Annotated in this window: 7 protein-coding genes; 6 read left to right on the plus strand and 1 reads right to left on the minus strand. The window is 38.3% G+C overall.

The genetic code is table 11. The features are described from left to right. Positions 1 to 264 precede the first annotated feature (264 nt). The 6 genes from AC6ER9_RS09190 (at position 265) to AC6ER9_RS09215 (ending at position 11,011) form a co-directional block, all read left to right on the plus strand. Positions 265 to 2,400, plus strand: coding sequence for a BID domain-containing T4SS effector (locus AC6ER9_RS09190; protein ID WP_497074403.1), 2,136 nt, complete (start codon positions 265 to 267; stop codon positions 2,398 to 2,400). Between the two features lie 332 nt (positions 2,401 to 2,732). After that, on the plus strand, positions 2,733 to 5,756 hold the full coding sequence (locus tag AC6ER9_RS09195) for a BID domain-containing T4SS effector (RefSeq protein WP_497074404.1): 3,024 nt from the start codon (positions 2,733 to 2,735) through the stop codon (positions 5,754 to 5,756). A gap of 1,348 nt (positions 5,757 to 7,104) precedes the next feature. Beyond that, the gene (gene murJ, locus AC6ER9_RS09200) at positions 7,105 to 8,676 is read left to right on the plus strand and encodes a murein biosynthesis integral membrane protein MurJ (RefSeq protein ID WP_497074405.1); all 1,572 of its coding nucleotides are present in this window, start codon (positions 7,105 to 7,107) and stop codon (positions 8,674 to 8,676) included. 60 nt (positions 8,677 to 8,736) lie between these two features. Further along, positions 8,737 to 9,807, plus strand: a complete 1,071-nt coding sequence (trpS, locus tag AC6ER9_RS09205; RefSeq protein ID WP_497074406.1) for a tryptophan--tRNA ligase — start codon at positions 8,737 to 8,739, stop codon at positions 9,805 to 9,807. A gap of 64 nt (positions 9,808 to 9,871) precedes the next feature. Further along, positions 9,872 to 10,363 carry a universal stress protein gene (locus tag AC6ER9_RS09210; protein ID WP_497074407.1) on the plus strand — a complete coding sequence of 164 codons (492 nt, stop codon included), beginning with the start codon at positions 9,872 to 9,874 and terminating at the stop codon, positions 10,361 to 10,363. Positions 10,364 to 10,432: 69 nt separating this feature from the next. Next, positions 10,433 to 11,011: a NifU family protein gene (locus AC6ER9_RS09215; RefSeq protein WP_497074408.1), complete on the plus strand. Its 579-nt coding sequence runs from the start codon at positions 10,433 to 10,435 to the stop codon at positions 11,009 to 11,011. 1,202 nt (positions 11,012 to 12,213) lie between these two features. Here AC6ER9_RS09215 and AC6ER9_RS09220 read toward each other — a convergent pair. Beyond that, positions 12,214 to 12,549: a zinc ribbon domain-containing protein YjdM gene (locus tag AC6ER9_RS09220; protein ID WP_497074409.1), complete on the minus strand. Its 336-nt coding sequence runs from the start codon at positions 12,547 to 12,549 to the stop codon at positions 12,214 to 12,216. Positions 12,550 to 12,806: the final 257 nt, after the last annotated feature.

Raw genomic sequence — 12,806 nt, forward strand, 5'->3', positions numbered from 1 at the left:
CACAGGAAAAAAGTGATTTGCACCAAGAAAGGGAGAAAGTTGAAACAAAATTCATTCTCCTACTACTTCATTTAACCTATTGATAAAACAGTATCTAGAGAGTGATCATGATCTGCAGCAAGAGAGTTATATCTCGTAAAACCGCTTAGTTTCATATCCTCTCTCATAAGATTATGTAAAAAAGCATAAAACAGAATAAACACACAACGTGTATTCTTAAATGGTCTTTAAAAACAATATTGGAAGAGTTTGGAAGGAACATAGATGAAAAAAAGCACCCCCTCCCCTTTTATCACTCAAATGATGGAAAAATTTCAACAACCAGCTGAACAATCTCCCTCCAGAACATCTCCTCCACAAGTTTCTCAAAATTTGTCAAAACCACCTATACAAAAACACCCAGAGAACTTGCCCCCCCCCTCAAAGGTTGCACCCCCCCCACACACACGCATAAGAGAAAAAACACCAACCAGCACAACAATCCAAAAGACAGTCCCTCCAAATCCCATCTCCACGCACATAAAAGCAGCACCACAAAAATCACATAAAATCCAGCACAAACAAAAAACTCAAGAGAACGAACACCTCTATGCAACACCTACCTCGCAAAAATCTCCACGCATAAGAGAAAAAACACCAACCAGCACAACAATCCAAAGTCCAGAACCCCCAAACCCCACCTCCACGCACATAAAAGCAGCACCACAAAAATCACCGCATGAAAAAGATAAAAGCCAGCACAAACAAAAAACTCAAGAGAACGAACACCTCTATGCAACGCCTACCTCGCAAAAATCTCCACGCATAAGAGAAAAAACACCAACCAGCACAACAATCCAAAGTCCAGAACCCCCAAACCCCACCTCCACGCACATAAAAGCAGCACCACAAAAATCACCGCATGAAAAAGATAAAAGCCAGCACAAACAAAAAACTCAAGAGAACGAACACCTCTATGCAACGCCTACCTCGCAAAAATCTCCACGCATAAGAGAAAAAACACCAACCAGCACAACAATCCAAAGTCCAGAACCCCCAAACCCCACCTCCACGCACATAAACGCAGCACCACAAAAATCACCGCATGAAAAAGATAAAAGCCAGCACAAACAAAAAACTCAAGAGAACGAACACCTCTATGCAACGCCTACCTCGCAAACGTCTCCACGCATAAGAGAAAAAACACCAACCAGCACAACAATCCAAAATCCTGCCTCCCCCGTCCTGAGCGTTAGACCCAAAACATCACAGCACAGAAAAGTCAAGCAGCAAAGCAGTTCATCATCACAAAACAGTGAAATCTATGTAATCCCTCGTTCAAGAAAATCGCACCGAATAGGAGAGAGAAAACAAAGCGATGCTATCATCCAAAAAACGCACTCCACCAAAACAGCAAGAGAACAACAAAAACCGTCTCAGGAAAAAACAGCATCTATTAATACAATGGAAAGACAGCTCTTGCTCGTTGCATATCAAGAAGAAATACGATTTTTGTGCCAAAAGGTTTATGGTGAAAAGCTTATTTTAGAACAAAGAATAGAAGCCGTCAAAGAAAACCCCGATATGGGAGGAGAGCTTGTATTTCAAATTGAAAAGAATCCTACATCTTTTGCTCCGCTTGCTGGGAGAAAAGTTCTTGGCATAAAAAATCGTGCGCGCAAAACCGCTGAAAAAACGATTCCGAATTTGCGTGACGCCCTAGAAGGTTTTCTATATACCTTAAACTACACACAACAAGAGAATATTTCACAAAGTTCTCACACACAACAACGACAGCATCAACAAGAACAACAGGAAGGAGTAATCACTCAACACACACAAAATCTGCTCAATTCAGAAAAGAAAATTCAGCCCCTCTCAAATCAAGAAATTGCCCGCAGAGTTGAAAAAGATCCATCGGTTCAATATGGTCAAAGAGAGATTCAATATTGGAGCCAGATTGTTTATAAAGATTCATCTATTTTTCAATATAGAATGGAAGATATGCAAAAAATTCCAGGTATGGGAGAAGAGCTTGTATTTCAAATTGAAAACAATCCTACATTTTTTGCTCCGCTTGCTGGTCGAAAAATCCTTGGCATAAAAAACCAAGCGCGCAAAACCGCTGAAAAACATATTTCTACCCTTTGTACCGCTATTATGGATTATGCTGATACGGTAAAACAGTTAAGAGAAACCATTGTAGAAAACCATCAAACAGAACAACAACAACGCCATCAACCGCCTACCGATCTCGATAAAAAATTGCAAAAGCAGCAAAGCTTATCGCAACCCCCGAAGCTTCCTGAGCGCACAACAACAAAGCAACCTCAAGAGTTTGGAGAAACATCTCAACAAGAAGAGCAATCGGCTGTTCGAGCGCACAGAGCCAAAACATCAAAAGCAATGGCTTTGTCGTGATAGTCTCATCACGATTGGCTTTTTATAAAAAATTTTTGTGCCATTATCTGGCCCAAATTTCATCAAGGATAGCGTATAACATACAGAAAAATTTGAATAAATTATCATATGACAAAACGAATTGATAAAACTTAATGATAACATTTCATAAAAATGACCAACATTCACGTTGTTCCATCATGAACTTGGGCTCTAGGTGAAGAGGATCATTTTTTTCTATGACTCAAATCGGCATTCTTTTTTGAAGAAAACGCTAAAAAAATAACCGAAGGAAAAAAATGTAAATAAAGAAGCTTTTTTAGAAAATATGAAAAACTTAAAGGGAAATATACATGAAAAAAAACACAGAACATTGTGCCTCCTCCACGGAAGAATTGCCAGAACAGCATTCTGCAGTGAATGAAGCCATTTCAAAGAAAATCAATGACGAAGCGAAAAATTTCTTTTATTCCAAGGGCAGAGCACTTAAAAATAAATACCACATTAAAGATAAAGACCTGTTAAGAGGACGCTGTTTTGAGGATACAAAAAAAGAAATGATCAAACTGCTCCAAGAGCCCGCACCAGAGCAGTTTAATTCTTCCTATCTCAAATATCTTCATTACCGCCTTTTTTTCCATACATTTGAATGGGCTGGACAAACCCGTGAACAGCCTTTTACATTTGAAGATGGCAGTGTTGCTTCTATGCCCATTTTGAAAAGAAAAGAATTTACAAAACCTTTTGCGGTTGGCAGAAAAATCCAAGAGGGACTGGAAAAATTAGATAAAAAACTTGCTGAAAAGAATAATTTAAAAGACTTAAGCCGCGAAGAATTTGTTGAACATGCTGCTCTAATAATGATCGATTTGCATAACTTACATCCTTTCAGAGAAGGCAATAAACGCACCAAGAGGCTATTCGTTGAAAAACTCGCTCAAGCAGCAGGACATAAGCTGGACTTTTCTATCGTGAGCAAAAAGCGCAAAGATTTTGTCCGTGCAGCCGCCATGGAACGTGGCGATCCAGAACCCATGAAGCATCTACTTGAAGATATCTCGAATCCAGAAAAATTGCTCATTTTACAAGAATTCACCAACGCTATGAAAATGCTTGGAATGGGTGAAAGAAATTATTATCTTACTGTCTTCGCAAAAGACGGAGAAACCTATCGTGGGACCTATAGAGGCTGTGGCCAAAATGGCTTCATGATAGATGCTCAGGGAACTTTCATCTTGGGAAATAAAAAAGATCTCACATCAGAGCAAATAAAAACATTAAAAATAGGCGACTCCTTCTCCTTTACAGCGCCAAAAGCTCAAAGCCAACAAAAAAGAGCCACTCTTAAAGGCGATGAAATAACCGAAAAGAACAAAGACAAAGCATCCCCTCAAACAAAGAGAAAAGAAAAAGACTATTTTGTACCATGGGATACCTCTCCTGCTTTACATGATAACGTTGAAGTTATTTCCCAAAACTTGCAAGAAAAAGAACAAAGTGCACAACCAATGGCTCAGTCTTCTTCCTCTGTGAGACAAAAGCAAACATATTCGCAAGAAACCAATTTACAAACGAGCAAGACTGCGACAAATGATCAAATAACTGTCCAAATGACACAAGAGAAAAGCTCTGATCATCAAGAAAGAGCAAAACAGCACTCCCAAAAAGCAGTGGTATACTGGGACTCTGAAACAACAACAGCCGACACCACCTCTCTCATCTCACAAGATAAGTTATCCTCAACACCTAAAATCGAACAAGATTCTGCAGCAGATCACAATTTCTTTTACCCAAATAATACCACTCTAAAAAATAAATACGGAATAAAAGATTATCAACAATTAAAAATGCGATGTGCCCGTGATGTAGAAAAAGCAATGATTCATCTCCGCCAAGAAGCGCCACCACAAAAGCTAAACTCCACATATCTTAAACATATTCATCATACCCTGTTTAAAAACACGTTTGAATGGGCAGGACAAACCCGCGAAAAACCTTTTACATTTAAAGATGGCAGCGTTGCTTTTACGTCAGAGATGAAAAAAGCTGGGGTCCATTTTGCCTCAAAAAACCAAATCCAAGAAGGATTAAAAAATTTAGATCAAATGCTTTCTGAAACGAATAATTTAAAAGACTTAACTCGTGAAACATTTGTTGAACAAGCCACTGATCTGTTGCTACAGCTCAACTATACGCATCCTTTCAGAGAAGGCAATGGGCGTACACAACGAATGTTTCTTGAAAAAATTGGGCAAGTAGCAGGACACACACTCGACTTTTCTCTTGCCACAAAAAAACGTATGGACCTTGCCAGCTTTGCATCGCTACAACACAATACGAAAGAAGAAATGCAACATCTGCTTGAGGATATCTGCAATCCAGAAAAAAAACTGATTTTAAAAGAATTCATGGATAATATGAAAAGTATTGGGTTTAGAAATATTCATAATCAGCTTATTATGACTGCGAAAGAAGGTCATCTCTATGAAGGCTTCTACAGAGGGGCTAGCGCAAATGCTTTCATGCTTGATGTTAATGGTACTTTCATCGTAGGGAATAAAAAAGATCTCACTCCAGAGCAAATGCGAACATTAAAAATAGGTGACCCCTTCTCCTTTACAGCACAAAAAATTCAAAACCAACAAGAAATTCTAATCCCCGCAGAAACAGTCCCTCCCCTTCCACGCGACGAAATTATCACAAAAATAAAAAACAACCCATTCATTCAAGCAAAAAGAACAGAAATCGAAACTTTATGCCAAACCGTTTATGGCAACCGGCATATTTTGCGGGAAAGAATTGAGATGATCCATGAAAATCAAATGCGTGGCGAACAACTCACTTATCAAATCGCCACATCTGCTAAATCGATTGCTAAGCTTTCTGGCATAAATGTCTGTGGCATAAAAAATAACGCGCGCATCAATGCTGAAACCAATATTTTGCCCCTCTGTAGAGCCCTTGATTGTTATATCAATGTTTTTAAACAAACAGAAAAAGACATTCTCCATAACCATCACGAAAAACAAAAACGCAGTAAACAGTCAATAGAAATGCCTAAAACATGGATGCAAAATCTCTTTTCCTTATCAAAAGAACAACAGCAAGAAATATTATCAAAATCTCCTGAATTAAGGGTAGAAGTAAGGACTTATCATAAAAAAATCAATGAGCGCTTATCCTCAAGTGAGCATGGTGCTATAGAGGAAAATAATCCTGAAAAACTGGCTGAGAGTCTTGGTACTTCAACCCTCAAAGCAAAAGAGATTATGGCAATCGTCAAGCAGACAAAACAGATAGAACAAAGCCTATCCCCCACGTCTTTTTATACTTATGACTACAAATTTAATAAATGCTTAGCATCAAACCAGAGGTAACCTATCCCGCATTAATTGATCAAGAAAAACACTGAAAAAACATGTTCGAACACATTTGATCAAGAAGCAAGTAAAGCACAAAAAATGATAGAAAAGGTTCATTGCCCCATCAAGGAACAAGAAAATATTCAACCACATAAAACGCAATACGCAAAAGCCATGACTGTCTAAAAGTTCCTATAAGCCTTTCATTTTTTGCCCTCTCAGGCCAAAGTGCCCTCTCAAATCCCAAAAGATTTCCTTTACTCGCTATCTTCATCGGCAAACCAATTGTGCATCAATAAAATGTGAAAACCATCAAGGAGAAACTTTACTTACTTGCTGAAATTTCACCCCATCAACGATGAAAAAATCTCCACAGAGCAATGGATAAGGATTGATCATTTTTGAAAAGATCATTCACTCCTTAATCATCGCTTTAGCACTCTTGCCTGTGACGTTAGAAATAAGCAAAACGCCACTGAAAGATCACCTCTTGTCATCCTCTATTTATGGAATCTCTGAAACGGAAAGACTGCCTCATTTATGTCAAAAACATCAAACCATAAAAGTGAAAACCAATCACGCGCTTTAGCATCACCTTTGAACTCAACCTGACAAACTTTTAAAAACATTAAAAGCTCTGTCTTTTAAATCATGAAAACTGCATATTCCTTCACGCTTTTATTTTCACTCTTTAAATTTGGTATAACAAATTGATTAATAATGCGTATTCACTATTTTGTATGTTAAATAAAACCCCCCAATATCATCAGATTCTCTGATAACAAATCTCTCTCATGTGGCATCAATCAAACCATTCGTTTTACACGTTACAAATGGGATTAACGGATGGATAAAAAATGATGAAGCAAAGAGTAAAAATGCCTTAATCATGAATCGTCTCCCTTTTCATGAATCATCTCAATGCAAAATCTGTTACAACACTCAAAGGCTGGCACAAGTGTGTGATGTACCGTACCGGCTTATTACGTCATAAGCGTAAAGGTGAGCCACACCCCTCACGAAAAACACAACACCATTGGGGTATAGTTTTCATGAACAGAACATCACGCCTTAAGAGAGAAATGACCATTCTATATCCCTAAACTGTTATGACATCACGCCCATATTTCATTTTGAAAAAGAAATTTTAATTATTTTATGGCAACAATAAAAATTGTCATGCAACAATAAACAAGGAGCATTTTAAAAGTCTTCACGCATCATCATTGACAGAAAGATAAACACCGTCGTAAAACGCTGAAAGTATATTTTTGGATGGATATACAGATCAGATTTTCACAATTTTAAACGGTTTATTTTTCCTGTCATCGCTTTTCTTTTACCACAAACCCGATAGATTTTTATGACATTGATTAAAAAAATTGCAACAGTTGCTTCAGGAACTCTCATGAGCCGTATTTTTGGCTTTGTCCGCGAAATGCTTATGGCCGCAGCCCTAGGGACTGGTCCAGTTTCTGATGCCTTTAATGCTGCTTTTCGTTTTCCTAACACATTCCGCCGTTTTTTTGCTGAAGGTGCCTTTAATGCTGCTTTCATTCCTCTTTTTTCCAAAAAAATCACTGAAGATGGTCAAGAAACAGCATGTAAATTTGCAGAAGAAGTTTTTGGCGTTCTCTTTTCGCTGCTCTTACTGTTAACCATTGCGATGGAACTGAGTATGCCTTTTTGGGTCCGAACCATTATTGCTCCAGGTTTTAGCGAAGATGCAACAAAGTTTAACGCCACAATTCACTTTACTGCGATCATGTTTCCCTATTTAACCTGCATGTCGCTCGCTGCGATGATGGGGGGCATGCTCAATGCTCTGCGCCGCTATTTTATTGCTGCTGTTGCTCCACTCTTTTTAAATATTATTCTGATTGGTGTGCTCGCCTATGCTTGGATTTATAAACTTGACGCTTGGCATATCGGCTTAAATCTCTCTTGGGGCGTATTAGCCGCAGGGCTTCTTCAACTCGCCTTAATTTTTGTTGCTTTACGTCAAAGTGGCATGAAAATTTTCTTCCGCCGTCCCCATTTAACCCCTAATGTTCGCAAGCTCTTAACCTTAGCGTTCCCCGCAGCCATCACGGGTGGTATCACGCAAATTAATTTGCTCATCAATACCAACATTGCTTCTAGTCAATCGGGTGCTGTCTCTTCTTTGATGTACGCTGATCGCCTTTATCAATTGCCTCTAGGCGTGATTGCCATTGCTGTTGCAACCGTTCTTTTGCCAGAATTAACCCGCGCTTTACGAAGCAAAAAACATGAAGAAACACACCATTTGCAAAATCGCTCTATTGAACTCACACTCTTGTTAACACTCCCCGCCTCCATCGCTTTTTTGCTGCTCTCCACCCCTATTGTCAGTTTACTCTTTGAACGAGGCCAGTTTACCGCTCAATCAACACAGCATGTTGCACAATTATTGGGACTTTATGGACTAGGACTTCCAGCTTTTGTTCTCATAAAAGTCTTTATTCCTAATTTTTTTGCCCATGAAGATACCAAAACACCGATGATTTTTACAGGCATTTGCGTTTTCATCAATATCAGCCTTGCCTTAATATTATTTCCTCGTTTTTCAGCACGCGGCATTGTGATTGCTGAAATTACTTCCGGATGGGTCAATACCCTACTGCTTTGGGGAACCCTTATCAAACGAGGTTATTGGAAATACGACCTCCAACTGATCAAGCAAATATTATGCCTCATGATTGCTTCCCTTTTGAGTGCACTCGCGCTCTATTACGGTTTGAATATGCGTGGATTTTTATCTTTTCCCTTATCCTCAGAGGCCTCATTTTTCTTGCGTGCCAGCACCTTAGCCGGAATCATGCTCGGCATATTCTTGACCTATTTCAGTGTCTATTTTTTATCTAACCCCCGTTCCTTTTTTCACACGCTTAAAAATTTGAAAAAACGTCCATAATATCTATACTTTGTCAAAAACAATAAAACAAATAACTTTAATTGAAGAAAGCACACTCCTATGAATACCTTCACCCCCCTTGTCTTTTCGGGCGTACAACCGAGTGGTCACTTACATCTTGGCAATTATCTTGGAGCTCTTCAAAATTGGGTTGAACTGCAAAACGCTTATCACTGCCTCTATTGTGTTGTGGATATGCATGCCCTTACCGTCAACCCCAATCCTCTGATTTTACGCGAATCCACCAGAACAGTAACAGCCGCCTTTCTAGCCGCTGGTATTGATCCAAAAAAACACATTATTTTCAATCAATCACGTGTTTTTCAACATGCTGAACTCGCCTGGATTTTAAATTGTGTTGCCCGTATTGGCTGGCTTCAACGCATGACCCAATTTAAAGATAAAGCAGGAAAAGATCGCGAAAAAGCATCCCTTGGACTTTTTGCCTATCCCACGTTGATGGCTGCTGATATTTTAGTCTATCGTGCAACACATGTGCCTGTAGGTGAAGATCAAAAACAGCATGTTGAACTCACACGCGACATTGCACAAAAATTTAACAATGATTATGCACACCGTATTGCTGACTTAAATTTTGGCATCTCTATACAAACGGATGAAGAAAAAAGACCAAGATTTTTTCCTCTTCCAGAAGCGCTCATTGGAACAACAGCGCCACGCATTATGTCCTTGCGCGATGGAACAAAAAAAATGTCAAAATCAGATCCTTCAGACTTCTCACGCATTAATTTAACCGATGATGCTGATCTTATAGCCCAAAAAATACGAAAAGCCAAAACGGATTCTGCACCTCTTCCAGATTCCCTTGCTGCTTTAAAAGAGCGACCAGAAGTAGATAACCTACTTGGTATTTATGCTGCCTTTGCCAAAATCAGTAAAGAAAAAGTTCTTTTAGAATTTTCAGGTCAACAATTTTCACATTTTAAAACAGCTCTAGCCGACCTCGCCGTCCATAAGCTTGCCCCTATAACAGAAGAATTACGTCGACTTCATAAAGAAAGCGGTTATATTGACTCTGTTTTGCACGATGGCGCAGAACGTGCTAGTATGCTCGCAGAAGAAAACATGAAAAAAATTCGTGAAATTGTTGGATTTTTGCACAATACATAAAAACAATAAACTTAAAAAAAATGTAGAGAGCAAAAAAGCCGTTTGTACAAAATAGAGAAAGTGCATGATTTCTAAACCCAAAGATCCGAAAAAAGAACCCAAGAAAAAAAACTTAGTCATCATCGATGAAACACCAGAATGTCGGCGTGCCGTTGCTTTTGCCGCACAACATGCCCAAAATACCAATCGAACATTGGTATTGCTTTGTGTTGTTGATAGTGCAGAATTTCAACATTTCTTGGGAGTCAACAATATTATGCGTACAGAATCAACGCAAAGTGCTCATAAAATGTTAGGAGACATTGCCAGTGAAGTCCGCGCCTCCCATGCGCTTGAAACAGAAATAGTGGTGCGTGAAGGAAAAAAAATTGATGAAATTTCTAAACTGATCGACAAAGATAAAAGGATTGCACTGATTGTTTTAGCCGCCAGTGGCCATTCCGAAGGGCCAGGTCCCCTTGTTCAATTAATCGGAAATAAAGGGACAGCTTTTTCAATCCCTGTCATTGTCATTCCCAGCAATCTTGCCGATGAAGATATTAAATCTATTGCCTAAAAAATATAATATTTTAAAATGGTATGATCTTACATAATCCTTCATGATAAAAGGATAAAAGGAGAGACAATGTTTATTCAAACTGAAACCACCCCAAACCCTGCAACCCTTAAATTTCTACCAGGGCGCGTGGTTCTTTCCGAGGGTGTATTAGAATTTCGTAATCGTGAAGAAGCGGCTAAAAACTCACCTTTAGCAACTAAGCTGTTTAATATTCAGAATGTCAATGGTGTCTTTTTAGGCTATGACTTCATTACTGTAAGCAAAAAAGAGGGTGAATGGCAACATCTCAAACCTGTCATTTTAGGCACAATTATGGAACATTTTCTGTCCAATGAGCCTGTAATCACCACCAGTGCGACAACACAAGCCCAAGCCCATGCCCTTAACGAGGAATTTTATGACGAAAAAGACGCAGATATTGTCCTAACCATTAAAGAGCTGCTTGAAACACGTATTCGCCCAGCTGTTGCCAATGATGGTGGCGATATTACTTTTCGCGGCTTTGAAAATGGTATTGTTTACCTCAATATGCGGGGTGCCTGCGCTGGATGTCCCTCTTCAACAGCAACACTCAAACATGGTATTGAAAATCTTCTACGCCATTTTATCCCTGAAGTTTTAGGCGTTGAAGCCATGCCTCAATAAACATTGTCTTCAATTAAGTAAAATGACCACACAGATTGTCTTTCTGCAACAAGATAAAAAACATCGGATGTGAAAGTCTTACGTTATTTTATCCCTTATAATTTTAGACATAAGCCATACAGTCGTAAGAATACCATACTGCTTTAAAAAACTAGAAAATTATAAGGCTTCCCTTATCCCCACAGAATTTAAAATGGTTTTTCTCCTTTAAAAGCATTGTTTAAACCAACCCATCACAGACACGCAAGGATAACGCATAGGCAGAAGCGCGCTTTAAATTTCTTTTGCCTCATGAACTTGTCATGCAATTTTCTCCAAAAAAGGGATCCGTTACAGAAAATAGAACATCGTGTAAAACAGAGCACACACTTATCCCCCTTAACACATAATTTTGATGTGTTTCCGATGATAAAATCCCGCAAAATATTTTTGTAGCTCCCAATCGATAAGAATCACACTTTTACACCTTAAATGGAAATCCTGATAATCTTCTCATTTCAATTGTATTTATTGTATCAACCAAAATCATTCGCCGATACATCATGCATTGAAAGATAACAAAAACGATTTTTAAAATACTCCTTATGAACATTTTCAAATATAAGGATACAATATAGGAGCAAATATAAAAACTGTTGCAACGCTGAAAACCAGCAAAGTGTGCCATGATGCTGACTTGCCCTTTTAAATGATAGTTCCTAACGGCGTTTGCCTTATACCATGGGCATCATTGCAAAAATAGATTTAAGCACCTTAAGAAAGATTTTTTTAAAACACCATACCGGCTTTTCCTATTCTTGAAATTAAAAATTCTCCCTCTATCTCCCTCATTCTCATCCTTATCAATGAAAACGCCAAAAGTATCAAGACCTGTAAAGATTCATAAATTAAAGTTAGATCTATGAAGATTATTTGGGAAATGATCTAAGAAAAAGCGAAAAAATTCCCTCAATTGAGCCATCGTAAATTTTTCACTTTACGGCATTATTTTCCTTATAAAGTATGCACTTTAACTATTTTTTTATCAAGAACCATCTCGTCCTTACCATCAACCAACATGTTTGAAAGAAAAGATAGCCATTTCTCTGGCAAAATAGGACTTTTATATCCCAAGGGAAAACATAACGATTGGAAAAGAAGTTCCTATCGAAGAAAAAGATATAAACAACAAAAAGCAAAAACAAATATAAAAGGATAAATGCCTAAACTTTTTTAACAAACTCCGACTTCAAACTCATTTGACCAATTCCAGGAATTTTGCAATCAATATTATGATCCCCCTCCGCCAATCGAATATTCTTAACCTTCGTCCCACCTTTTAAAACAGAGGAAGCGCCTTTTACTTTCAGATCTTTTATCACCATAATGGTATCGCCGTTTGTCAAAATTTGACCATTGGCATCATAAACAATCTCGGAAAGAACAGTATTCTCATTCTTTTGAGGCCATTCATATGCGCATTCAGGACATACAAAATTTTCACCCTCTTCATAAGTATACGGGCAATCACAACGAAGACATTTGGGATATTGGGTCATAAATTCCCCTTTTAAAAGAAAAACCATTCACGATGACAGGTCATAAAACAATAAGTGTTTATTGTCCATTATTTTAGAAAAACGTGTCTTTTAACCCCCTCTCAACAGTGTTCATGCATGCGACCATTCTATACAATAGAATGTGTTGACAAGGATGATTGAACATTTTTCACCTTAAATCTCCGCATCATAAGATTCACGTATTATCACTGCTTTTCGTCAATCAATCAAAATCATTTCCTAACATATGACCAATG

Source organism: Bartonella sp. SL317, from assembly GCF_059687655.1.